The sequence below is a fragment of the Paenibacillus piri genome, from assembly GCF_004354045.1.
Taxonomy (GTDB): Bacteria; Bacillota; Bacilli; order Paenibacillales; family NBRC-103111; genus Paenibacillus_S; species Paenibacillus_S piri.
Genome location: NZ_SMRT01000003.1, coordinates 92,750 through 116,712, shown reverse-complemented (window position 1 = coordinate 116,712; position 23,963 = coordinate 92,750). Strand labels below are relative to the sequence as shown.

The 23,963-nt window shown below is 52.5% G+C and carries 22 protein-coding genes; 11 read left to right on the top strand and 11 right to left on the bottom strand.

Annotated elements, in window-relative coordinates; all coding sequences use genetic code 11:
- Positions 1-55: 55 nt before the first annotated feature.
- Positions 56-448 carry a VOC family protein gene (locus tag E1757_RS08805; RefSeq protein WP_133226866.1) on the bottom strand — a complete coding sequence of 131 codons (393 nt, stop codon included), beginning with the start codon at positions 446-448 and terminating at the stop codon, positions 56-58.
- 171 nt (positions 449-619) lie between these two features.
- On the opposite strand from E1757_RS08805, the gene E1757_RS08800 reads away from it, so the two are divergent.
- Positions 620-1,876, top strand: coding sequence for a methyl-accepting chemotaxis protein (locus E1757_RS08800; RefSeq protein WP_133226864.1), 1,257 nt, complete (start codon positions 620-622; stop codon positions 1,874-1,876).
- A gap of 47 nt (positions 1,877-1,923) precedes the next feature.
- Here E1757_RS08800 and E1757_RS08795 read toward each other — a convergent pair whose 3' ends face one another.
- Positions 1,924-3,711 carry a M3 family oligoendopeptidase gene (locus tag E1757_RS08795; protein ID WP_133226862.1) on the bottom strand — a complete coding sequence of 596 codons (1,788 nt, stop codon included), beginning with the start codon at positions 3,709-3,711 and terminating at the stop codon, positions 1,924-1,926.
- 163 nt (positions 3,712-3,874) lie between these two features.
- Between E1757_RS08795 and E1757_RS08790 the strand changes: the two genes are divergently transcribed.
- Genes E1757_RS08790 through E1757_RS08780 form a run of 3 tightly spaced genes read left to right on the top strand, consistent with a single transcriptional unit; the run spans position 3,875 to position 5,434 of the window.
- Positions 3,875-4,060, top strand: coding sequence for a YycC family protein (locus E1757_RS08790; protein WP_133226860.1), 186 nt, complete (start codon positions 3,875-3,877; stop codon positions 4,058-4,060).
- 3 nt (positions 4,061-4,063) lie between these two features.
- A complete protein-coding gene (locus E1757_RS08785) occupies positions 4,064-4,303 on the top strand; it encodes a hypothetical protein (protein ID WP_133226858.1) in 240 nt (79 codons plus the stop codon).
- Positions 4,304-4,351: 48 nt separating this feature from the next.
- Positions 4,352-5,434 (top strand): GGDEF domain-containing protein, encoded by a 1,083-nt coding sequence (locus E1757_RS08780; RefSeq protein WP_133226856.1) that lies wholly within the window; start codon positions 4,352-4,354, stop codon positions 5,432-5,434.
- Between the two features lie 669 nt (positions 5,435-6,103).
- On the opposite strand, the gene E1757_RS08775 is transcribed toward E1757_RS08780, so the two are convergent.
- Both E1757_RS08775 and E1757_RS08770 read right to left on the bottom strand, forming a co-directional pair.
- Entirely contained in the window at positions 6,104-6,808 is a 705-nt protein-coding gene (locus tag E1757_RS08775) for a DUF2225 domain-containing protein (protein WP_133226854.1), read from the bottom strand.
- 47 nt (positions 6,809-6,855) lie between these two features.
- The gene (locus E1757_RS08770) at positions 6,856-7,251 is read right to left on the bottom strand and encodes a globin domain-containing protein (protein WP_133226852.1); all 396 of its coding nucleotides are present in this window, start codon (positions 7,249-7,251) and stop codon (positions 6,856-6,858) included.
- 535 nt (positions 7,252-7,786) lie between these two features.
- Here E1757_RS08770 and ylbJ point away from each other — a divergent pair.
- From ylbJ to E1757_RS08750, 4 genes are all read left to right on the top strand, one after another.
- Positions 7,787-9,046 carry a sporulation integral membrane protein YlbJ gene (gene ylbJ, locus E1757_RS08765; RefSeq protein WP_133226850.1) on the top strand — a complete coding sequence of 420 codons (1,260 nt, stop codon included), beginning with the start codon at positions 7,787-7,789 and terminating at the stop codon, positions 9,044-9,046.
- A gap of 209 nt (positions 9,047-9,255) precedes the next feature.
- On the top strand, positions 9,256-11,808 hold the full coding sequence (gene glgP, locus E1757_RS08760; RefSeq protein ID WP_133226848.1) for an alpha-glucan family phosphorylase: 2,553 nt from the start codon (positions 9,256-9,258) through the stop codon (positions 11,806-11,808).
- Positions 11,809-11,969: 161 nt separating this feature from the next.
- Positions 11,970-12,644 (top strand): flagellar brake protein, encoded by a 675-nt coding sequence (locus tag E1757_RS08755; protein ID WP_133226846.1) that lies wholly within the window; start codon positions 11,970-11,972, stop codon positions 12,642-12,644.
- 224 nt (positions 12,645-12,868) lie between these two features.
- Positions 12,869-13,696: an NAD kinase gene (locus E1757_RS08750; protein ID WP_133226844.1), complete on the top strand. Its 828-nt coding sequence runs from the start codon at positions 12,869-12,871 to the stop codon at positions 13,694-13,696.
- 62 nt (positions 13,697-13,758) lie between these two features.
- On the opposite strand, the gene E1757_RS36410 is transcribed toward E1757_RS08750, so the two are convergent.
- Together E1757_RS36410 and lipA are read right to left on the bottom strand one after the other, a co-directional pair.
- Positions 13,759-14,301 carry a YutD family protein gene (locus E1757_RS36410; RefSeq protein WP_246079096.1) on the bottom strand — a complete coding sequence of 181 codons (543 nt, stop codon included), beginning with the start codon at positions 14,299-14,301 and terminating at the stop codon, positions 13,759-13,761.
- 214 nt (positions 14,302-14,515) lie between these two features.
- Positions 14,516-15,409 carry a lipoyl synthase gene (gene lipA, locus E1757_RS08740; RefSeq protein ID WP_281282488.1) on the bottom strand — a complete coding sequence of 298 codons (894 nt, stop codon included), beginning with the start codon at positions 15,407-15,409 and terminating at the stop codon, positions 14,516-14,518.
- 141 nt (positions 15,410-15,550) lie between these two features.
- Here lipA and larB point away from each other — a divergent pair, with 141 nt between their 5' ends.
- Positions 15,551-16,342 (top strand): nickel pincer cofactor biosynthesis protein LarB, encoded by a 792-nt coding sequence (gene larB, locus E1757_RS08735; RefSeq protein ID WP_133226840.1) that lies wholly within the window; start codon positions 15,551-15,553, stop codon positions 16,340-16,342.
- Between the two features lie 3 nt (positions 16,343-16,345).
- The gene (larC, locus tag E1757_RS08730; RefSeq protein WP_133226838.1) at positions 16,346-17,557 is read left to right on the top strand and encodes a nickel pincer cofactor biosynthesis protein LarC; all 1,212 of its coding nucleotides are present in this window, start codon (positions 16,346-16,348) and stop codon (positions 17,555-17,557) included.
- A 182-nt stretch (positions 17,558-17,739) separates the two neighbouring features.
- Here larC and larC2 read toward each other — a convergent pair whose 3' ends face one another.
- The gene (larC2, locus tag E1757_RS08725) at positions 17,740-18,228 is read right to left on the bottom strand and encodes a nickel pincer cofactor biosynthesis protein LarC2 (protein ID WP_133226836.1); all 489 of its coding nucleotides are present in this window, start codon (positions 18,226-18,228) and stop codon (positions 17,740-17,742) included.
- Positions 18,229-18,515: 287 nt separating this feature from the next.
- On the opposite strand from larC2, the gene E1757_RS08720 reads away from it, so the two are divergent.
- Positions 18,516-19,550 carry a M23 family metallopeptidase gene (locus E1757_RS08720; protein WP_181956625.1) on the top strand — a complete coding sequence of 345 codons (1,035 nt, stop codon included), beginning with the start codon at positions 18,516-18,518 and terminating at the stop codon, positions 19,548-19,550.
- A gap of 131 nt (positions 19,551-19,681) precedes the next feature.
- Here the strand turns inward: E1757_RS08720 and yunB are convergent, their stop codons facing one another.
- The 4 genes from yunB to E1757_RS08700 form a co-directional block, all read right to left on the bottom strand.
- The gene (yunB, locus tag E1757_RS08715) at positions 19,682-20,470 is read right to left on the bottom strand and encodes a sporulation protein YunB (RefSeq protein ID WP_246079095.1); all 789 of its coding nucleotides are present in this window, start codon (positions 20,468-20,470) and stop codon (positions 19,682-19,684) included.
- A 345-nt stretch (positions 20,471-20,815) separates the two neighbouring features.
- On the bottom strand, positions 20,816-21,124 hold the full coding sequence (locus E1757_RS08710) for a hypothetical protein (RefSeq protein WP_133226834.1): 309 nt from the start codon (positions 21,122-21,124) through the stop codon (positions 20,816-20,818).
- Complete coding sequence (locus E1757_RS08705) at positions 21,121-22,338, bottom strand: MFS transporter (RefSeq protein WP_133226832.1); 1,218 nt, start codon at positions 22,336-22,338, stop codon at positions 21,121-21,123. Before E1757_RS08705 ends, E1757_RS08710 begins: the two co-directional genes overlap by 4 nt.
- A gap of 293 nt (positions 22,339-22,631) precedes the next feature.
- Entirely contained in the window at positions 22,632-23,939 is a 1,308-nt protein-coding gene (locus E1757_RS08700; protein WP_133226830.1) for a Gfo/Idh/MocA family protein, read from the bottom strand.
- Positions 23,940-23,963 lie beyond the last annotated feature (24 nt).

The following is a 23,963-nucleotide window of genomic DNA, read 5'->3' as shown; positions in this document are numbered from 1 at the left end:
AAACTGACTCGTGGAATAAAGTGTTATAGATAGACTTCCAAATTAGTCCTGCGGCTCACTCCCCGTCATACCGCTCCGCATTGATTTCGATTACATTATGGTCCGGATCGAGCACATATATTTGCGGAAAGCCCGCTTTCGCATGAGGTCTCGCCTCGTACGAGACACCTTGCCGGTCCAGCCACGCTTGCGCCGCCTTGAAGCTGCCGACCCGAACGGCGAAATGGCCGTCGCGCGTATCGATGCCGCCCTGCCGGAACGTCTCCCCGCTATGGACGATGAGATGAAGCTGCTGGCCCCCCGTTCCGACCGCATACCAGGCTCCCGCAAAATCAAACGGCGGCCGCTCGATCTCTTTAAATCCCAGTACCTGTTCATAAAAGGCTTTGGCACGATCCAGATCGCGTACGGTCAAGCTGACATGGTGTATGCTTTCCATATTCATCATTTTTATCTGCTCCATTCGTCATAGAATTATACGAACCTAAAGTCCTATTTTACCAAAACAGGTCGAAAAATGTAGAATCTGCGGGATTCGACTGTAGACCATGGTACTATTTGGGTGATATAATGCTTCCGTAAGTAAATTTTTAACAAAGATACCAAAGGGGATATGCGGATGAATCTACAGGGAATGTCATTTAAAAAGAAGCTGCAGCTCGGCTGCTATGCAATCGTCGCGCTTTATTCTGTTTTACTTCTCATATTGATCACGATGTCACCGGGTCTGATGGTGATCGGCCTCATTTTTTTGGTGGCCATGTTTGCGCTGAGCTTTCCGTTTATCAGCTGGTTTGAGAGAGCGCTTACAGAACCGATAAGCAACATTTCCCGGGTAGCTCTGAACATTTCCAAGGGCGATTTCTCGCAAAAGGTGGACGTGCAGTCCAACGATGCTTTAGGCGAGCTGGGCAGCGCGTTTAACAAAATGATGGACAAGCTTCGCGACATTTTGCAGGATACCGGCACGATGTCGAAGCATGTGTTCGATTCCAGCCGCGATATTTTTTTCAAAAACGAAAACCTGAAAACCGTACTGGAGCAGGTAGCCGTCTCCTCGAACGAGCTGGCTTCCGGCGCCAACCAAATATCCGAGGAAATATCGGGCATCTCGATCGCTACCAAAGATATTGAGCAAAAAGTAACTACGTATGCCGCTTCAACGCAGGAAATGGACTCGCGCTCCGGCCATATGCTGGCTTTGGTGGAAAAAGGGATGCTCAGCGTCGAAAATCAAAGCTCCGGCATGAAGCGAAACGTCGAAGCGACAGGCAACGTTTCGCGCACGATCGATCAGCTCGCGGAACAAGCTTACGGCATATCCAAAATTACGCATTCCATTTCCGAAATTGCCGAGCAGACCAACCTGCTCTCACTGAACGCTTCCATCGAAGCGGCCCGTGCGGGCGAGCACGGCAAAGGCTTCGCGGTCGTCGCCCAGGAGGTCCGCAAATTGGCGGAGGAATCGACCACCTCGACCAAGGAAGTGTTCCAGCTGGTGCGCAGCATCGAGGAAGGCATCCAGCAAGCGCTGGCGCATATGGCCGAGAACGAGCAAATCGTCAATCATCAGACCGTTTTGATCGCCGAGACGGAAACGGTATTTGCCGAGATCGTCAACAGCGTCAAATTTATTTCCGAGCAGATTTCATCCTTTGCCGGCGAGAGCGCGCAAATGCTGGAAAGCGCACAGCGGATTTCATCGACGATGGAAAGCATATCGGCCATTACGGAGCAATCCGCCGCCGGAACGGAGGAAGTATCCGCTTCGATGAATGAGCAGATTTATTCCGTACAAGCAATTGTCGAGCAGTCCGAGCAAATGACCAAGCTTGTGACCAAATTGCAGCAAACGATGCAGCTATTCAAGCTGTAGCGGTAATCGGGAAGCCGGAGGCATCGACCTGCCGGCTTCTTTTTCCGTTATTCCGTCACACGGAGAAATTCGCGAACATCCTCAACCGATAAGTCCATCGCACGCTGCCAAAAATCCGGCTGCCGCAGATCGACGCCAAGATGCTTTTGCGCCAGATCTTCTACGGTCATGCGGCCGGTATCGCGCAGCAGCGCGACGTATTTGTCCTCGAAAGCGGCGCCCTGTCTAAGCGCCTCGGCGTAAATGCCTGCGCTGAACATATAGCCGAACGTATATGGGAAGTTGTAAAAGGGAACCTCCGTTATATAGAAATGCAGCTTCGATGCCCAGAAATGCGGGTGGTACTCGGCCAGCGCATCGCGGTAGCCCTGCTTTTGCGCCTGCACCATCAGCTCATTCAGCCGCTCTGCGCTGACAAGCCCCTTGCTGCGCTCCTCATAGAACTGCGTCTCAAACAAAAATCTGGCGTGAATGTTCATATAGAAGGCGACCGAGCGTTGAATTTTATCTTCGAGCAGCGTCAAGCGTTCATCCTCGCTGGCGGCTCCTTTCATCGCCGCATCCGACACAATCAGCTCGGCGAACGTCGAGGCCGTTTCCGCCACATTCATCGCATAGTCCTGCGCCATAGCGGGCAGGTCGTTCATCACATGCTGGTGGTAGCCGTGCCCCAGCTCGTGAGCGAGCGTCGCCACGTTGGAAGCCGTGCCGGCGTAGGTCATAAAGATGCGCGTTTCCTCCGCAATCGGAAACGACGTGCAAAACCCGCCCGGCCGTTTGCCCGGCCGGTCTTCCGCTTCGATCCAGCGCGCTTCGAACGCTGTGACGGCGAAATCGGCCAGCTTCGGACTGAAGCGGCGGAACTGCTCGACGATCAGCTGCGCGCCCTCGTCGTAGCTGAAATGCTTGCTCCCCTGCCCGACGGGAGCTTCCACGTCATACCAGCTCAGACGCTCGACGCCGAGCAGCCGGGCTTTTCGCTGCAAATACTGCACGAAGATGTCCTTGCCCCGCTCGATCACGCCCCACATAGCGTCGAGCGTCTCCTTGGACATCCGGTTGATCGCCAGCGGCTCCTTATGAACGCCTTCCCAGCCGCGGCGCTCATACAGCTTCAGCCGGAAGCCGGCCAGATGGTTCAGCGCATCGGCGCAATAGTCGGCGTGTTCGGCCCACTGCTCCTCCCACAGCTTGAACAGCCGCCGGCGAACCGCCCGGTCGGGATGATGCATTTTATTGGCGGCCTGTCCGGCGGACAGCTCCATGACGCTGCCGTCTTCTTCATAGCGGATTCGGAACTTGCCGACCGTGGTGTTGTAAGCTTCACCCCAGCCGTGATAACCGTCGATCGCAAGCTCGTTGGCCAGCGCCTCCTGCTCCGGCGGCAGCTTCTCTGCCGCCAAAGACCGGCGCTCCTCGAGCGGGAAGGCGACATCGTGAAGCTCCGGAGCCTGCAGCCATTGTTCCCACGCGTCGTCGCCGATTTCCGTCAGCTGCTGGTCGAACCGGGTCAGCGCGGAGGCGAATGCGGCCGATAGCGTTTTGACCCGATCAGTCAAAATGAGCGCTTGTTTGTCCGCCTGATTTTCGGCGGCCAGGCAGGCGACGAACGAATCGGCTTCGCGGATTTTTTTGGCAATCGCTTGCAGCAGCTCCAGTACCGGCTGCAGGTCTCCCGCTTTGCCCATCTGCGAAGCTTTCCGTTCGTCAAGCAGCCGGTTAAACGCGGCTACATCGTTCCCGAGCTGATCCAGAAACGCCCGGAACGCTTCCGAGGCGCTTCCGCCCGTGAAAAAAACCGATAAATCCCATGTTTGCTGCAATGGGCTCTGCATCCAGGCATCGCACCTTTCTTTGGAAAGTACATACAATCTAATTAAACCATACTTGATGCCGCTGCTAAAATACCTTCCCCCAAATTTTGGTTGAATTGTTACTGCTGGTATGTTTAAATGATGACTATAGTTCTATAGTTCTATTGACAGGAGCTGACATATCATGAAACCTTTACAAATTTCACCAGAAACGGCACAAAAATTGGCCAAGCAGCTGAATGTCCCTTTGGAACATTTGATGCATATGCCCCAACATATTTTACTTCAAAAGCTGGCGGAGCTGGCTAAGCAGCAGACGGAACCCGGCGGGGAGCCGGACGGCTCGGATTCCTCGAATCAGAGGTCATAGCCGATGATTCCATTCGACCGGACCTGGCCCTATGAATTGGTTCAGCAGGACGTATATGTGCACGAATGTCCATTTTGCGGCGAATCGAACGTGCTGCTTCCGCTGAAACGCAACGATTTACCCGATATCAGCCGCGGCGTAAAGCGATTGCTCGTTTTTCCTTGCTGCCGCAACAAAATCACCTTGGTGGATGCAGACCGTGATTATCTGCTTGCTAACCAACCTTTAAGAACCCGAGGCTGACATCAATATTTTAACGATTGCCGGCTTTATCAGGAGTGGAAACAGCCTATGTACCATATTCCGTTTGCGAATGCCTGCACGCTTATCGCATTAAGCTATATCGCATTAAAATTAAAAAACAGGCTGTTTATGGAGCGTTACGAAGCTTTAGGCGCTCCTCTCTTGACCGGCTTGGCCTGCATCCTCATGATGCTTCAGCCAATACCCGACCATACGCTTACAACCGACCTTTCCTTCGCACCCATCGTCATGGCCGGATTGCGCTTCGGATGGCAGATCTCGCTGCTGTCCGCCATTATACCCTCGTTGTATGTTTATTCGATCGAAGAACCGTTCGGCTGGATGCGCATTGCTTATGACTTTGTCATCCCCGCCATCATAAGCTCCATGTTTCACCGTAAGGAAACGGATTCCGGATTTGCCGTCATTCCTTATATAGATGGCATCAAAATCTGCTCTATTTTGGCAATTGTAAGAGTAGCGATCAGCGGAGCGATGCAGCGGGATGTATCGTTTTATTTTTTCAGCGCCCATGTCATGATCCTGTTTTTATCCGTTGCGGCCGTCATCGTTCTCATAATTATGTATAACGACGAGAACCGCAATTGGATGCTGCAGCGCCGGTTGGAGCTCCAGGCGAATCAGGACGGGCTGACCGGCCTTCCGAATTTGAGAAGCTTCATGAATACCGCCGGCAATACGATACAGCTTCGGCCTGTGTCCATCATGATGATCGATATTGACAATTTCAAAAAATATAACGACACGTTCGGCCATCTTCAAGGAGACCGGCTGCTGTGCGAAGTCGGTCAAATTTTGCGCGGGGCGATTTACGAGCATGATTATGTGGCGCGGTATGGCGGAGAAGAATTTATCGTTCTAAGCCAAGTGACCGACTATGACGAGCTGAGCCATTACGGCCAAAAGCTGTGCCGCGCCGTGGAAGCGCATCAATCCGCCAGCAGGGAAACGGAGAGCACGACGGTATCCATCGGCATATCCGTATCCGCAGCCTCGCAGGATGAGCTGCTGAGGCTCATTTCCGAGGCGGACGAAGCGCTGTACGCATCCAAAAACAACGGGAAAAACCGCTTTACCTTTTTCAACGATATTTATATGGGGACCGGCTAATGTTCAGAATAGAGCCCGAGGCGCCGCGAGGCGCGTAAATGGCAAAAACGCTTCATGCCAGCTTCCTTCGCAGGAAAAGACATGAAGCGTTTTTTTATAATATCAGAATTTATATGTTTTCAGCGGAGCTGAATAATTCTGATATTGCAAGAAAACCTACATTTAAATCGCGGTCGCTCATCTTGGATAGGCCTCGATAGAGGTTTTTTTATAATATCAGACTTTATATGTTTTCAGCGGAGCTGAATAATTCTGATATTGCAAGAAAACCTACATTTAAATCGCGGTCGCTCATCTTGGATAGGCCTCGAATAGAGGTTTTTTTATAAGTTGAACCAATAAAGCGTGTCCATTGCATTCCAAAAGGGATGGCCTTGCAGCTTCAGACATCTTGTTTTGAGTTTCCTTGATCTTATAGGCCTTCGGCTAGAAGAAACTCAAAGCCAAAACTCGCCTGCAAGACCATTCCCTTTTTCCATTTCATTACGTTTATCTCGGATGTTCTTTGGTTCAACTTATATAGTTGAATAGCGTATAAGTTTTTATACGGACAAACGCGCCTGTCCTTTAAGGACGGCGAAGCCGTTTATCCTTATGTATAACTTGCTTTAACCTCGTATATGGTTGGCTTAATACGGATTGTCCAAAGGCGGGCAGCATGATGTTGTTTTACTTTTTCTCGCTCAGCATCTCCTCCGGCAGCTCCAGCTGCTCGGCGAGCATATCTTCCCTTGTCGTGACCCATTGCTCGCGGGAGGCGCGAATCATCGCGGCATCCATGATCCGCTTGTCGTTAATCACTCTGCCGAACCATTTGACCGCTTCCTTATAGTTTTTTAGCCTGCGGTTCAATTCACCCATCAAATACATCAGCCGGGCATTGTTCAGCTCCCCCGCTTCCGTTTCGAACACATTCGTATACTCATCCAAAGCAAATTGCAAAAACCGCTGCTCCTGCTCCACCTCTCCCCGATAACGGTACAGCCATGCGATATGATGCAGCAGCCCGGCGATCACGCGCCCCTTCTCGTTCCGGATCTGGGCACAAACGAGCGCGAGCTTGTACGCCTGCATCGCATCCTCCCAGCTGCGCTCGTTTCCGAGCTCCTTCGGCGTCCAATGATCCGCGACCTTCTCGCGGAATTCCTGGCGTTGCGCCGGCGACAGCTTGCCGGATGCGTTCTCGGAGTCGGCATATCCGCAAAACGGGCAGACGCGAACGACATAATAGTCGGGATTCACATCTTTGTAATGGATACAGAAATCGGTATCCGTATGCTTCGCTTTTTTAAAGCTCGGTCTCACTCTGGACGTTTCAAACGAGAACTGGCAGTAAGTGCATTCCACTTTGACATGATATAACGGCTCTACCATAAGCTACACATCCTTGAATAAAATGAATGCAAGTCCATATATGAGACTTATCCTTCCTTATTTACAAAATGATAGGCAGGCCCCTGCAGCCGCTGCAGTACCAGTTCGGCCAATCCGGCCTCCATGCCGATTTCGGCAAGCGCCTCCTTCATGCAGCCGAGCCAGGCGTCAGCCCGTTGAGGCGTGATTTCAAACGGCAGATGCCGCGCACGCATCATCGGATGCCCGTACTGTTCCGAATACAGCGGAGGACCTCCAAAAAACTGGGTTAAAAATAAATACTGCTTCTCCTTAACCGGATCTATATTGTCGGGAAATAACGGACCTATCAACGGATGGCTTTGCACTTTCGGATAAAATGCTTCCACCATGCTGCGGACTGTACCTGCGCCGCCGATCATTTCATACAACGTCGTTGGCTGTGGATTACGCGGATCGGACATCTCGTTACCTCACATATCTGAATGATGTATTTGAACAAACAAAAAAGATGCTAATGCCTGAGCGATTAGCATCCGTTAGCTGGTGGAAATAGCTGCTCCTTGCATCAGTTCTCCAAGTCCTCCTCGCCGGAGGTCATTAATGTTTCCCTAATGACATAGACGAACGCACATACGAGAATTCCAGCAATTACACCCATCATAAGGATCAACCCCTATTCTCATATTGGTACTATTGTACCATAATCGTAAAAATAATTCAGCATTTTTAAGCAAATGCCTGTTATTTTTATGCCTGCTTGTCCTGTTTCGTTCAGGCATGTCTCCCTGGCCTTGTACATATAAGTAACTGACGGGCCTTTCGTTCTATGAGCTAGGACTCGGAACCAAGCCGCAGCTGCAATGATGCAAGCGGAAGGCTTTCCTTACGGAAAGCCCAAGCTTATGCTTTCGATGCCGGCTTTCCTTACGGAAAGCCCAAGCTTATGCTTTCGATGCCGGCTTTCCTTACGGAAAGCCCTGAGGAGGTTTCCCCCACATGCCCTTGAAACAATTTTCCCCTGTATTCATCATCGCCATGACTATGATCGGACTAATGGGCTTAACGATTTTTTTTCCGGCCGAATCGTTCCATGCTTCGCTGAAAGGGGTTGCCATATGGTGGGACGTGCTGTTTCCCGCGCTGTTTCCATTTTTCGTCATTTCCGAAATGATGCTGGGCATGGGGCTCGTCCACTTTTTCGGAACGCTGTTTGATCCGATAATGCGGCCGTTGTTCCGTATCCCCGGAATCGGCGGCTTCGTCATGGCGATGGGCTTCGCCGCAGGCTATCCTATCGGCGCGCGGCTCACCTCCCAGCTGTGGGAGCAGCGGCTCGTCAACCGCGAGGAAGGCGAACGGCTCGTCGCGTTCACGACCTCATCCGATCCGATCTTTCTGATCGGGGCGGTATCGCTCGGCTTTTTCCAGGATGCCGGTCTCGCCGGAATATTGGCCGCCGCGCATTACGGTACGGCCATCCTGCTCGGGCTGCTGATGCGCTTCCATGGTCGCAGGGCAACTGGCCCGTCACATGCCGAGCCTGCAGCTCCCAGGCCGTTGGGCGCATCGTCCAACATTATCGCCCGCGCCTTCGAAGCGATGCATGCCGCCCGCATGCAGGACGGCCGCGCCTTGGGCGATATGCTGCAGCAGGCGGTGCGCACGTCGCTGCAAAATATTCTCGTCGTCGGAGGACTGGTTGTATTTTTCTCCGTTGTGATGGAGATTATGACTTCGGCGCATATAATGAGCATTTTTTACATAGGCATTAATTCGGTGCTTCAATTTTTCGGCGTCCCCCTCGCGCTATCGCAAGCGGTCGCTAACGGCCTGTTTGAAGTAACGCTGGGTGCGAAAGCAGCCGGCGGGGCCGGGGCTCAGATCGATCTCGTATATAAAACCGCCATCGCCGCCTTTGTACTTTCATGGGCCGGTCTATCGGTACACGCGCAAATTGTCAGCCTGCTCCATCATACGAACCTGCGTTATTTGCCTTTTTGCGCAGCCCGGCTTTTGCACGGTTTGATGGCGGCCGCAGCCGTTTTCGTTTTATGGGAGCCGTTGCAGCCTTATCGCGGAGCGATCGCCGCTTTTGTCCCGAATTTGGATGTTGCCTCCCCCATTACCACCCTGCTGAAGTATACCGTACCTTGGGGAGCCGTCTCGTTCGCCGCTGCTGTTTTGGCGCTGGTGCTTCTTTATCTTCTTTATCGGATCACGAAGCCGTGGATGAAGCTTTTGGGTAAATATAGATAGACGAGGAATCGTTTTCGGATACAAATGCCGAGCGGCTGGGTGTTGGAAATCCGGGAGTTAGAAGAAATCTTGGAGACAACGGTGAACGAAACCAAGATCCGCCGCCGGGCGGGCATCGACTCACCGGATTTGAAGCTTATAAAAATACGCCATTCAAAAAATAATAAGGGAACAACAAGACAAATTGTCAAAGGTTGGTGGAATCAGCCATGGATACCTTGTTTTCTTACCGGAACATGAAGCTTCCGAAAACGATCGAGCGGCTGCCGGAGCTTGCCTATAACCTGTGGTTCAGCTGGAATGACGACGCCAAGGAGTTGTTCGCCATGATCAGCCGGGAGCTGTGGGACCAGTTTCTGCACAACCCTGTTCGTTTGCTGGCCGAAACCCATCCGGACGTCTGGGAGCCGCTCAGTAAAGATACGGCCTTTTTAAAACAGTATGGAAAAGTTTTTCGCCAATGGGACGAATACAGCCATGCCGATACCTGGTTCGAAAAAACGTTTCCCGAACACCGTCAGCAGCAGTTTGCCTATTTTTCCGCGGAATTCGGCTTTCACGAATCGCTGCCGATTTATTCCGGGGGACTTGGCGTGCTTGCGGGAGATCACTGCAAATCGGCCAGCGACCTCGGACTTCCTCTCGTCGGAATCGGCCTGTTATACAAGAAGGGCTACTTTAATCAAAAAATAAATAAAGAAGGCAGGCAGCTGTCGGAAGCGGTCCGTTATGATTTTTCCAAGCTCCCCCTGCTCCCTGCTTTTAACGGGCAAGACGAGTGGTTAACGGTGCAGCTCCAGCTTGCCGACCGCACCGTTCAATTGCGAATATGGCAGGTGCTTGTCGGCCGGGTCAGCGTCTATTTGCTCGATGCCGATGTTGAAGAAAACAGCCCCTGGGACCGCGAACTGACTGCCCAGCTGTACGGCGGCGATCAGGATACCCGCATCGCGCAGGAAATGCTGCTCGGCATGGGCGGGGTGAAAGTGCTGCGTGCGCTGAATGTGCCGACCGCCGTGTATCACATTAACGAAGGACATGCGGCTTTTCAGGCGTACGAGCGGATCCGGGAACAGCTGGAGGCGGGCGTGCCGTTCCATGTCGCCGTGGAAATCATTCGCGCCAGTTCCGTTTTTACGACACATACCCCGGTGCCCGCCGGTCACGACGCGTTTCCGCTGCATCTGACCGACTACTATTTGAGCCCGCTGCTTACCCGTTGGGCGGAGCATAAGGAAGGCTTGATCGGGCTTGGTCTGGACGAAGGAAAACAGCTGTTCAACATGACGCATCTTGCCTTGAATACATCCGCTCTGCGCAACGGGGTCAGCAAGCTGCACGGGGAAGTGTCGCGGGAAATGTTCCGTTCGATCCACGGCCATATCCAGACGAACGAAGTGCCCATTTCCCACATAACGAACGGCGTTCACATGAACAGCTGGCTCGCCCATGAGTTGAAAGAGCTGTACGGCCGTTTTCTGCCCGGAACGTGGCTGACGAATCAGACGAACCATGATTTATGGAGGCAGGTTGAGCTCATCCCTGCGGAGTCGTTATGGGAAACGCATACCCGGCTAAAAGAAAAGCTGATCGGTTACGCGCGCTCCAACCTTCGGGAGCACCGGCGCCGAAACGATATGCCCGCTCATTTGGTCGAAGAGGTCGGCGGCTACTTATCCGGCAAAGCATTAACGATCGGTTTCGCCCGACGGTTCGCGACTTATAAAAGAGCTACGCTTCTTTTCAAAGATTTGGACCGGCTGGACCGGCTGGTCAACGATCCCGACCGTCCCGTCCAATTTATGTTTGCAGGCAAAGCCCATCCCGCCGATCAGCCGGGTCAGGATATGCTCCGTGACATTTATCTGGTATCCCGGATGGAGCGGTTCCGCGGTAAAATCGTCCTGCTCGAAAATTACGATATGAACATGGCGCGCTATTTGGTGCAAGGAGTCGACGTATGGCTGAACAACCCGCTCCGTCCTTACGAAGCAAGCGGTACGAGCGGTCAAAAAGCCGCCATGAACGGCGTTATCAATCTCAGCGTGCTGGACGGCTGGTGGGACGAAGCCTATGAAGGGACGAACGGTTGGCGAATCGAAGGGGACTTCAGCGCCGACCCGCAAGCGCAGGAACGCGAAAATACCGACTCTGTTTACCGGCTGCTCGAACAGGAAGTCATCCCGCTGTATTACAACCAGGGCCCGCTTCCGGCCCAATGGGTTGACAGAATGAAACGATCGATCATGACGCTGGCCCCCGTCTATAATACGCACCGGATGGTCATGGATTATACCCATTCGTCTTATATGCCGACATTGAACCGGACCTTATCGTTTTTAGCCGATCGTAATGAGCTGGCGGTCAAGGTCGCCGACTATAAATCGTTTATGAAGGCGAATTGGCATTTTGTCAAATTTTTGGAAATCAATGACGGCTCCGGCGAACGCGCCTTGAATCCTGCCGGAACGGTGAAAGAGCTCGGGCAGCCGCTCAAGGAAGTGACCGCAACGATTAAATTCGGACCTGTCTGGTATATGGACACCGCCGTGGAGCTCATCTACTACGAGGAACAGGAGGGCCATTGGCAGCCTGTTGTCGTAACTATGAGCCCGGTGAAGGAAATCGACAACCGGGTGATGAAGTACCGAGCCATGATCCCTTCCCATTTGCGGCATGGCGCCCATTTTTCCGCACGCATCCGGCCCGTCAGTCCGAATTTCGCGACTTCCTTCGAACTCCCTCTGATTACGACGCTGTAAAAAGCGCTGCGATCTGCTTACGCTCTATGCCCGGCCGAGATGGCCGTCCGGTATAGGGCGTTTTTGCCGTCCGAAAGGTCCGCCATTGTATTATTGGTCATTATTGATTATGATGGAGGTATTGTCCTTAAGGTTTATATTATTTTCTAAATGGTGATTCTATGAAATGGAACAAAGCGCTGGCTCTGGAACTCGTTACAACCGGAATGACCTGCAGCCTCATCATTGTCGGTGAAACGAAGGATGGATCGCCATTTTGCTACGAGGATACGTTTGCATTGCTTAAAGCGGATGAGCAGCAATTAGTTGCAGCTCTGGAATATCATTCGATGCATCCTTTGGAAAAATTACATCATGTTTGCTTTATCGAAATATCGTTCCGGGAACGGGGCGTTTTATATTATGCGTTTGTCGATTTGCTCGAGCTGGAAACGAAGCGCAGCATGTATTCGTTGACGCTGTCGCCTCCGCAGGAACTAAGCATGTTTCAAAACCGGCGCTTTAACCGGATCAACCTGCAGTCCCGGACACCGTTAACGTGCCGCATCGTCGGCGTCCGCAAAACGTCCACCCACCAGGGCATCGCGTTTTCCGGACAAATTCACGATATTTCCGCGGGCGGGCTCTCGTTTGTAACGAATACACGTATTTTTTATCCGTTGTATTTGGAGCTCAGCTTTATACTGCCCGACCATCCGAATCCGTTCGTCGTTCATGGCGAAATTGTACGCGTCTCTCATTACAGCAGCGATTCGTACCGGATTGCCGTGGAATTCCGCAACTTGTCGGAGAGCCTGACCCACCAGATTGACGAATACTGCTCGCGCTACTCTTAAAGACGAGCAGGGCCGGATGGTCATCGGCGCTATACAGGCAATGCTAACCAAAGATAAGCGGCTTCGCCGACCTTCTGGACGAGCGTGTTTATCAAGGCAGTGCAAAGCAAAGTATACATATCCATACTTTCCTTACAACGAAGAAAGTTTTTGCTGACACAAAAACTCAGTAACGCTTACGAAGAAAGTTTTTGCTGACGCAAAAACTCTTAGGAGGGACCCCCTTGAAATATAACGTTGTACACCGCGGTGACGATCTTTCCATCCAGCTGATGCAGAACTTTCACCGTCTCGTTCAGCAGCATGGCTTAATTCTTGAGGAGCAGCATCCCGACATCGTGCTTTCCATCGGCGGCGACGGAACGCTGCTGCATGCGTTCCACCAATACAAAGACCAGCTGGAAACGATCGCTTTCGTCGGAATCCATACGGGACGTCTCGGGTTCTTTGCCGACTGGAAGCCGGACGAGGTGGAAATGCTCGCTCAAGTGATGTGCGAAAGCGCCGAATTGAACGATCTGCGGGTAGTAAAATATCCGCTGGTCGAAATCCAGATTACAACGCCGCAAGGCATTGAAACGCAGTTGGCGCTCAACGAATTCACGTTGAAAGGCGTCGACGCCACTTTAATGGCCCAACTGCACATTAACGATGAGCTGCTGGAAACGTTCCGCGGCGACGGCATCTGTATTTCTACGCCTGCAGGCAGCACCGCCTATAATAAAAGCTTGGGCGGCGCCATCGTTCACCCGTCGCTCGACGCGATTCAGATTGCCGAGATTGCGTCGATCAACAATCGGGTATTCCGGACGCTCGGATCCCCGATCATTTTGCCGAAGCATCATCATTGCGACATTTATCCGAGAGCCAATCAAAATATTTTATTGTCGCTGGATCACGTCTATGTACAGCGCAACGACGTTCTCTCCATTCGCAGCATGGTCGCGGCAGGCAAAAAAGTGAAATTTGCCCGCTTCCGCCCGTTTCCTTTTTGGAGCCGGGTACGCGAAGCGTTTATAGGTTACGAGCCCCTCAACGAAAACAGGCACTGACCTAAGGTCAGTACCTGTTTTTATATTATTGCGGAAACCGGTTATGATAAGGCACGCTTACACTAAGTAGGCTTTACGGTTTTGGTCCCGTGCGAATTGGGCTGATCGTGCCTGGCCTGCTGATGGTGCGGCTTCGACGACTGGTTATGGTGCTGTTTGCGCTGCTGGTTGTGCGGCCGCTGTTTGTTTTGCTGCTCTTGATGCCGTTGATGACGCTGTTGTCTTGGTTGGTTCGCCTGCGGCTGCTCCTGCTCCAGATCTTGCTCCTGCTCATCCAAATCAACCAGGCTCTCCTCTGCCAAGCCATGCTGCTGTTCGCCGGTCTGATGCTTGGAAGGGATACGTTCGATAATGAAATACGCGCAGCCAAAATTACAATACTCGTTCAAATAGTCCTGCAGCGTGGCGATTGAGGACTCCTTGGTCGCTTTAGGGTGAGTTTCTTTAAAAAAACCGCGCAGCCGCAGCTGATTATAGCCCCAATCCCCAACGATGTAATCATACCTCTCCAACACTTCGCTGTAGCGTTCTTTGAACGCATCCGGCTTCCATCCGTTTTTATGGTCTACTACTACTTCGTATGTTTTGTTAGCAATGTGGATCACTCTGAATGTATCCCTCCTAAGAGTTTCGCTGTGCGAAACTTACTTCGTAAGCTTATGCTTAACTTTGCATTAGCAAAGTTAACTTCGTAAGCATCTACTGAGTTTCGCTCTGCGAAACTTACTTCGTAAGCATCTGCTTAACTTTGCGCTAGCAAGTTGACTTCGTAAGCTTATGCTGTGTTTCGCTGTACGGATCGTAAGCTGTGCCGTTCAATTATGCCTGCTGGGCCGACTTCACCTGCTCATGCGCATGATAGGAACTGCGGACGAGCGGTCCCGATTCAACATGGTTGAAGCCCCGCTTCATCCCTTCGGCTTTCAGCTCGGCGAATTGGTCGGGCGTATAATACTTTTTCACCTTTAAATGATTGACAGTCGGCTGCAAGTATTGACCGATCGTCATAATGCTGCAGTCAACCTCGCGCAGATCGTCCATCGTTTGCACGATTTCCGCCCATTCTTCGCCAACGCCCAGCATAATGCTCGACTTGGTCGGTATGCCGGGGGCGATTTGCTTCGAGCGGGCGAGCAGCTCCAGCGACCGGCGGTATTTCGCTTTGGAACGCACCTTATCCGACAGACGCTCCACCGTTTCAATGTTATGATTCAAAATATCCGGCTTGGCCTCCAGCACCGTTCTTAACGAAGCCTCGTTGCCCAAAAAGTCGGGAATCAACACCTCGACGCTGCAAAAGGGAAGCCGTTTGCGAATCGCCCGTATCGTCGCCGCAAAAATCGAAGCGCCTCCATCCGCCAGATCGTCGCGCGCCACGGAAGTTACCACTACATGCTTCAGCCCCATCTGCTCGGCCGCTTCGGCCACGCGTTCAGGCTCCTGCAAATCAAGCTCCGTCGGCAGGCCCGAAGTAACCGCACAGAAGCGGCAGGCCCGCGTACAAATATCGCCCAAAATCATAAACGTCGCGGTGCGGTTTGCCCAGCATTCGTGGATATTCGGGCATTTCGCTTCCTCGCAAACGGTATGCAGCGTTTTATCGCGCATCATATTTTTTAATTCCTTGTAATTTTCACCTGTTGCCAATTTAATTTTCAGCCACTCGGGCTTGCGTTCAATTGGAGTAGACATAGGTTTAGTCCCTGCTTTCAGCTTGTTTGTCCGTACTCTTGAAGCTATTATATCATGAAAGCCATAACAATCCACTTTCCTTTTGTTTTATGATAAACTAGAAAAGTATATGAAATTTTAACGGTACCTTATTGCACACCGTTTCGGGGGAATATGGCTCATATGATCAATTTGGAAGCTGTTCTAAAGCTTGTCCGTTCCGGAGACCTTGATATTGCCGAGGCTCACAAGCATATCGACGATTTAATGAATAAAAACAACGAATCCGGTTTCCGGATCGACGATCTTGGCTTTGCCCAGCTCGATATTGACCGGGAACGCAGAACCGGCTTTCCTGAAGTCATTTACGGCGAGAGCAAGAGTGCAGAGCAAATCGCGGCCATTTTTCAAAGGCTGATGCAACATTCCGACAAAGTTTTGGCAACCCGGGTCAGCGCGGAAAAGGCGGCTGTGATCCAGCAGCAGCTCGCAGGCATCACATACCATGAAGCGGCTCGCGCGCTCGTCTGGTACAAGAATGGGGAAGCGCGCTCAGCGGACAGCGACGGCTATGTGGCGGTCGTTTGCGCGGGCACATCCGACCTGTCGGTCGCCGAAGAAGCGGCGCTGACGGCCGAGCATATGGGCTGCCGCGTCGAGCGCGTTTACGATGTCGGCGTTGCCGGCATTCACCGGCTGTTCCGCCGGTTGGAGCTGATCCGCGGCGCGACGGCGATTGTCGTTGCCGCAGGCATGGAAGGCGCGCTGACGAGCGTGCTCGGCGGGCTTGTGTCCAAGCCGGTCATAGCGGTGCCGACCAGCGTCGGCTATGGCGCCAGCTTTCAAGGCTTGGCGGCGCTGTTGGCGATGCTCAATTCATGCGCGCCAGGCGTCTCGGTCGTTAACATCGATAACGGGTTTGGGGCCGGTTATAACGCCGCACTCATACATAAAAACACGGTAAAGAGGGATTAAGCGATGAAAATTGCCTATTTGGACTGTTTTTCCGGAATTAGCGGCGATATGACGCTGGCGGCGCTGGTTGATGCTGGGGCCGACCGTAATTATATTGAGGAAGAGCTGCGCAAAATCAAGATCGAGCCGTTCTCCCTTGAGTGGAAAAGGGTCAATAAGAAAGGGATCTCCGCTTTAAAAATGGATGTCCTGATTGATCCGAACTCGCCTCCAACCCACCATAGACATTATTCCGAAATTGTAAAAATCATTCACGGCGCCGGCTTCAACGAGCGGGTCGTCAAGCTGAGTCTTGCGGTTTTCGAAAAAATCGGGATTGCCGAGGCCAAAATTCACGACATTCCTCTGGAAACCGTTCATTTTCATGAGGTCGGAGCGATTGATTCCATTGTGGATGTAATCGGCGTTGCGCTTGCATTGGATTCGCTGGAGGTCGAGAAAGTTTTATCCTCCCCTGTCGTACTCGGCTCCGGAACGGTCCGCTGCGACCACGGGATCTATCCGGTGCCCGCACCTGCTACACTCGAAATGATGCGCGGACTTCCGATTGCGCCTACCGCCTATGCGCTGGAGATGACGACACCGACAGGAGCAGGAATTATCGCCGGTACGGTTGACGAATTTGCCAAAGGCTACCCTCCGATGATTGTCGATTCGATCGGCTACGGAGCCGGTACCCGTGACTTGCCGAATCAGCCGAACGTGCTCCGGGTCGTCATAGGCCGGGCGGACCCGATGCCTCATAAGTTCCAGATGCAGCACTATGAGGACCTGCCTTCGCACGGCCATCATACCGTGCATGAGCATCATCATCACCATGATCATTCGCATGACCATGATCATTCGCACGGCCACGATCATTCGCACGGCCACGATCACGCGCACGGCCACGATCATTCACACGGCCATGATCATTCGCACGGCCACGATCATTCGCACGGCCACGATCATTCGCACGGCCACGATCATTCGCACGGCCACGATCATTCGCACGGCCACGATCATTCGCACGGCCACGATCATTCGCACGGCCACGACCACGCGCACGGCCACGATCACGCACACGGCCATGATCACGCACACGGCCATGATCATTCGCATGGTCATGATCATGCACACAGTCATGACCACACACAGGACCATGATCATTCGCACGCGCAGTGCCATGAAAATACAGGCGATCATGTCCATGGGCAAGCCCATCTCAAGCAGTAGCGGCAAACTCCCGGGCAGCCTTCCGCATCATAATAATAGAGCGAAGAGTCCCCAGGTCTGCCAGGGGCCTCTTCGCTGTGTCAGTTCATGTTAAAAAGTTGTGCTCAAGTTCAGCGGGGTGAACCGCTTCATCAGCCGCAAACGGAAGGTCTGCTTCATCCAGGCAGCCAGCCGACTGCTTCCTACAGCATATCGCTGTGCTTCTCCCCGTTCAAAAACAATCGTCTGACCTCGTCATACACCTGCTTGAGCGGAACGCCGTATTGCTTGGCTGCCTGCTCGCATTCCTTGAATTCCGGCGCGAATTGAACCATTCGGCCCCGGTGATAGCCGACTTTCACGTGAATTGCGCCCCAAGGAGTCGCGACCTGCTTGAATTCGCGGGCCAGCCGGTGGCAGGATGCCCTTAAATACCGCAAACCGATAGTGGTCGTTTCGCGGAAAATCACTTCTTCCATCCGCTCGAGCCGGCTTTCATCCACGAGCACGTTCAGCATGACGCCGGGGCGCCCTTTTTTCATAATAATCGGTATCCAATACACATCATTAGCACCGGCCTCAAACAAGCATTCGCCCACATAGGAGCATAATTCAGGATTCATGTCGTCGATATTGGCCTGCAGCAGCAGCATCCCCTCGTCGATATGCTCCTCCCGATGCTCAAACCCCATCCCGCATCCTCCTTCATATTTTTATAGCCAATTTATGATGATACGACTATGTTCATTTTCCGACTAGCTCGTCCAGCCGCATACCGGATCGGACATGGTCCTTTCTTATAATATCATTATAAGAAAAACGTCGATCGTCGTCTATTCAAGGATGAGCGACCGCGTTCAAAAAGACCGGCAACCGGATAGATCCTCCTGTTTCCGGGTTTCAATTGGATAAAAGAAGCTGAAGCTCCATATCCTAATCCCATACACAATTACTGGCCGACGATGGAGGTTAACCGGACATGGCTCAATATTGGAAGCAATCCATAATTATGGCAACGATATGTGGAACTGTCCTGCTTGGGGTATGGCCGGCGCAGGCCGCTCCCGAGAAGAAGGCAAACAATGCGCCTGCCGAAACGAAGTCGATGAAAGCCATTTTCGCCGAACGGAAAGATACGTTTGAAAAAGTCAGCGCTTTAACCGGAATTCCGTGGTATTACTTGGCTGCCGTCGACCAATACGAGCGGACGATCAACCTGGCCAAAAAACGGACCGTGGATAATACGACCACCGGAATTTATATTACGGAACTCCAATGGTGCGGGATGATGAATCCCGATCATGAAGACACGGTTGAAGCAAGCATCGCCCTGTTCGACGGGATGGGCAGGGACGGCTCCGGCGATGGGCTTGCCGACCGTAAAAACGGCCTTGACGTACTCTACTCCATGGCCATGTATATGCTCAAGCGCGGCACGGCTCAGGAGGATCTGAGAATCGGCTTATGGGAATATTATCAAAATACGCGCAGCGTCGAAAGAATACAGCAGTTCGCCGGCATCTACTCCAAGTTCGATACGCTCGATTTGCACGAGCATACGTTCGTAATGCCGCTGAAGGCCGATTATACATACCGCAGTACCTGGGGGGCAAGCCGCGGCTGGGGAGGCTTCCGCATTCATGAGGGAACCGATCTGTTCGCCGGGTACGGCGTGCCTGTCCGAAGCGCGACCTACGGCATTATCGAGGTTATGGGCTGGAATCCTTACGGGGGCTGGCGGGTCGGCATCCGCGATTTGAGCAATGTGTATCACTACTTTGCCCATTTGTCGGGCTACAGTAAGGAAGTTAAACAAGGAGATATCGTCAAGCCCGGACAAGTAATCGGCTGGGTCGGCAGTTCAGGGTACGGCAAACCGGGCACATCAGGCAAATTTCCCCCGCATTTGCATTACGGCTTGTACCGCGATAACGGCTTGACGGACTGGTCGTTCGATCCGTATCCGTTTTTGCGCAAATGGGAACGGGAAGAACGATTGCGCAGCAAAAAATAGCGTTCCTCTATTCATTCCATGCCCGACTAACCTAAGAAGCGTATCTCATGTATGCTGAGGATACGCTTCATTTGATCGCTCAGTCCAACGTCTTCGCCTGCGATTTCGCAAGCATGCAGCTAAAACGGTCGTTATTTCTTTTCCTCCTTCGCGGGACCTTCGCCATGTTCGCCGCCCGAAGCCGGATTCGATGCTTTGGGGAGACTCAGCTGCGGCAAAGTAACGCCCGGCGGCAGTGCCGGGCTGCCGCCGGCCGGATTGCCTTTGGCGTCAAAATAATATGTCGGCACATCCCCCACGACCAGCGCATACGAGATCGGCACCTCCGTCTCCACCACTTCCGGCACCGTATCCAAAGGAATAATTACCGATACCTCCGCGGTAATCCGGATATATACCTCAACGAGAATCATGTTGATTCCGACATTTTGCGGTCGCGTGTCCAAATCCACCTTAACCGCGCCGGCCGGCACGAGCCGGATCGGAATGTCCGGTCCGAAGGAGGCCAGAATCGGGCTGTTCAGCGCCTGCCCTAACGGAATATGCTCCGGGATGCTTTTCAGACTGCTGAGCTGATCCTGTACCGTTTTTATCGTATCGGCTGTAATTCTCATATGCTCTGCATAATTCAGCATGAAGCCCGTAATTTTACCGTTGCGGTCGGTTTTCCAGTCGATGAGCTTTTCAAAATTGGTGTTTCTGGCAATCCGGTCGGAGATCGCCGTATTGATGGACTGCGTCGCGATCTGCTTGACCCGTACTTTCGCCAGATTCGTCAATGGCGGCTTCAAATTTTTCTCAATATAAATATAGGATTGGAGCGAAAACAAAAACACGATAATCAACAGCAGTATAAAGTTGCGTTTGATCTTTTTGGAACCTGCGGGTCTGCTTCTCCATCTTCGCCTAAGCACAAGCATGTATGCGGCTCCCCCTGTACATATTTGCTGCAGCGGCACGTACGCCGGAAAGCTCCCCGGCTTATCCGATTTCAGCGATCAATCGAATGGCCTGACGCGACTGGCCGGTTATCCGATTACGACTTTATCGGGTTAAGACCCCCACCTCTAAGGTGGGCCTTGAATCAGGTGAGGTAGAGTCCCCATCTGATTCCCCGATGTTCAGCAATGCTGAACGAGTTCACTAGCGTAAACCTTACGGTTGCCGCCAGCCTGTACGTTACAGTTTATGCGGCCCAGCCATAAAAAAGAAGCCGGGATTAGCTCCCGGCTCCTTCCATCCGGCCTTAAATCTATATGCCTGCTTCATCCGGGCAAGCATGACGCAATAAGCAGAAGCAGCAGCGAAACGCTTGCCAGCAGCATCGTCGTCCGTCCGGACAGCTTCCGGTTCGCCGGGCTTTTCAACCAGCCGGAAAATTGCAGCCGATTGCGGTAAACGATTTGCAGGAGCAGCACATTAGCGAGTCCGGCCATCCACCACATATTCCCGCCGGGCGCGACGCCAATCATGCTGTAAATCGCCCCTTCCACTTCACCCAAAATCGCCAGCCCGAGCGCGAAAATGACGATAAACCGGGCAAACTCCGCGAAAAATGCCAGCCATTTGATCAATGCGTGCTCGCCTCCCATTCCTTGCCCTTCTGTGCGGCCTGCCTGGAGCTCACGTGTACGACTGCGCCGGTAACGACCAGCAGCAGTCCCGTCGCGACAAAAATCCAATGAATATTAAGACCGAGACCAAGTACGCCGCCGATTAACGGCCCGGCCATCGCCCCGAACTGGTTGGCGCTCGTCGTTAACCCGAAGGAGCGGCCGCGGAACTCGGCATCCGTATGATTGATGACCATCGTGTTAATGGAAGGCGTGACGCCTGACATGAAAAACCCGAAAATAAACTGCACAGCCGTAAACAGCCACAGCTGCTGAACGAAATATTGTGTAGATTCTACGGCGCCTGCGATCAGCAGACAAATGCAAAGGATATATGTATAACTGTATTTTTGCCCGATCTTTCCCCAGAAAGGCGAAGCGATAATGCCGGCGATACCGATGATAGAGAAAATAATGCCCGATGTCAGCACGGCTCCCTGCAGCTTCCCTTGAAGATCGGCGATATGTAGAGTAAGAAACGGCTGGATCATATTAATCGACAGCTGGAAAATAAACAGCAGCAGCAGCATAAGCATCAACATCCGGTTGCCCGCCGCTTCCTTCCACGTCTGGAGTACGCCGACCTTGGCGGCGCTCGCCTGATTGCCGTTTTTCCCTTCGTCCACCCAGAAAATAACGGCCAACGCAGCAGTCAAAATAATGCAGGCCGCCACGACGAACGACATCCTTAGTCCGAACCAATCCGCCAATATCCCGCCAAAGAGCGGACCGAGAATGCCGCCGGACATCGTTCCCGCCTGCATCATGCCGAGACTCCAGCCCATATGCTGCTCCGGCGTCTTCGAGGCGACGATAGCCATGGAAGCCGGAACGAAACCGCCGACAAAGCCGTGCAGCAGCCTGACTCCCATCAGCTGCCACGGATTTTGGACTATCGAGAATAATGCGTATATGACCGCGATGCTCAATCCGGCGCGAATGACCATTTTGCGTTTTCCGTAGCGATCGGCCAGAGAGCCCCAGAAGGGCGCCATGATCGCCCCGACAAGGAAGGAAGAGGAATATACGATTCCCGCCCACAGATTGACCGTTCCTTGGTCCACCCCAAGATCCAGCAAAAACAACGGCAGAAAAGGCACCGACATCGTATAGCTGGAGCTGCAGAGCAGCACGCCTACCCACAGTATCCACATCGTTCGCTTCCACGGTTCCATACCGACCACTCCGATACGTTATATGATTTATCGTTAATGGTACCCCTTTCAATCGCAAATTGAAAGATCGTTTCCTAAACGTAATATAGTTACTTAAACGTTAGTATTGGACTCCGGAAGTCCCCATCCACAACCGCCGCTAAATCCCTTTTCCGGCTGCCGATCCAATGTCGATATTTCCCGAGAAATAAAAACCGAAGGTAGCGACGGCCCAGGATAAGTACAACAAGCAAAGAACTCCACGCCATTGTTGCGCATGGAGTTCTTGGATCGATTGCCGGATCATTCCCGTCCTATTTGGAGGATAGCGTAAGATTTCCCGATAAAACTTCGTCGATTCGCACCGGTCTTTTTTCCTTGACGGAACGCCATACCGCTTCGCCTGTACCGATGGAATCGGCTCCATCCAGACTGCCGGACAAAATCGTGTAAGGACGTTTCGGATCCGGTCCGAGGAACAAATCCTCAAGCAGCACCGGGTCGCCTCCGCCATGTCCGCCTTCGCGATGCACAACATGAATCGTTTCCTTCGAGCCGAACAGCGGGAAGTAATCGATAGTTTGCACCGGCGTCGGGAAAGGCACCCTTGCAGGCATGTGGAATTCCGTCGTTTCCAATCTGCCCTTCGTTCCGTTGATCGCCAGACGGTAGCCTTCGTACGGCACGGAAAAGTTGACGGAGTAGCTGAGCAGAGCCCCTTGATCGTAACGGACCGTAGCCGTGTACGTATCCTCGATATTGATCTCGGAGTCGAAAATACAGGCGTCCGGACGGTAGTTGCTGTAAGCCTCGGTCGGTCTCATATTGCCTACGGCTCCCAGATGGTCGTCCTTGACATTCAAATTTCGGCTGCGTGTCGACCAACGGGTATAATAGCTGCAGTCCTGCTTCACCTCACAGGTGCTGCAATGGCGTCCATCCTCTTTCTTCGGATTCAGCTCGCCTTCCGGACCGTAGTAATTCAATGCCCCGAACGCAAAAGCTTCCACCGGTCTTTGTCCGATCCACCAGTTGACCAGATCGAAATGATGCGAGCTTTTATGAATGGACAAGCCGCCGGAATTTTCGCGGATGCGGTTCCAGCGCTTGAAGTAGCTTGCGCCATGGTACGTATCGATGTACCAGTTCAAATCGACCGATGTGATGCGGCCCAACTTGCCATCCAGCACCATTTCTTTAATTTTCGTATGGATCGGCGCATAACGGTAGTTGAACGTGACGGTCACTTTGCCTTTGCTTTTCGCCTCGGCATCCATAATCCTGCGGCAATCCGCCCCCGTCGTCGCCATCGGCTTCTCGGTCAGTACGTCCAGATCATGCTCCAACGCCTGAACGATATAGCCGGCATGCGTGTCGTCACGACCCGTTACGATAATAACGTCAGGCTTCGTTTCGGCGACCATTCGTTTAAAATCGTCCGGACCGTATTCGCGTACGTCGGCCAGCGAAGGAAATTTGTCTTTGCATATCGTGTGGCGCCTCGCATCGATATCCAGCAATCCCACCACTTCGCAATGATTCGTAAAAGTATTCAGCATAGGTCCGATAAACATCGACATAGCCCGGTTGCTGACTCCGCAAACCGCATATCTTTTTTTCATGTTAAGCCCACCTTTGCAATTAAG